This is a genomic window from Serratia sp. 506_PEND, from assembly GCF_001076875.1.
GTDB lineage: Bacteria > Pseudomonadota > Gammaproteobacteria > Enterobacterales > Enterobacteriaceae > Serratia > Serratia marcescens.
Genome location: NZ_JVEL01000135.1, coordinates 1 through 524 on the forward strand (window position 1 = coordinate 1; position 524 = coordinate 524).

1 pseudogene is annotated in these 524 nt (G+C 60.7%); it reads right to left on the reverse strand.

Annotation, left to right across the window (positions count from 1 at the left end):
* Positions 1–524: pseudogene (fusA, locus tag ADK28_RS03695) on the reverse strand (elongation factor G); the annotation flags it as partial.

Sequence of the window (524 nt, forward strand, 5' to 3'; positions counted from 1 at the left end):
TGCCCTTGATCGGGTTGTAAACGCTGCTGCCTTTGGCCAGCACCCCGGAGTAGACGCGCACGAAGGTGAGTTGGCCGACGAACGGATCGGTCATCAACTTGAACGCCAGCGCCGAGAATTTTTCATTATCGTCGGCTTTGCGGGTGATGATTTCATCGTGTTCGCTGTGGCCTTCCATCGGCGGCACGTCGAGCGGCGAGGGCATCAGCTCGATCACCGCGTCCAGCATGCGCTGCACCCCCTTGTTGCGGAACGCCGACCCGCACAGCATCGGCTGAATTTCGCCGGCGACGGTGCGCACCCGCAGCCCGTGAACGATCTCCTCTTCGCTCAGCGGCACCTGGTTAAGGTATTTCTCCATCAGTTCTTCCGAGGCTTCGGCGGCGGCCTCAATCATATTTTCACGCCACTCCTGCGCCGAGTCGCGCAGCTCTGCCGGGATCTCTTCGAAGCTGAAGTTCATGCCCTGCGAGGCTTCGTCCCACAGAATGGCTTTCATCCGCACCAGATCCACCACGCCGCTG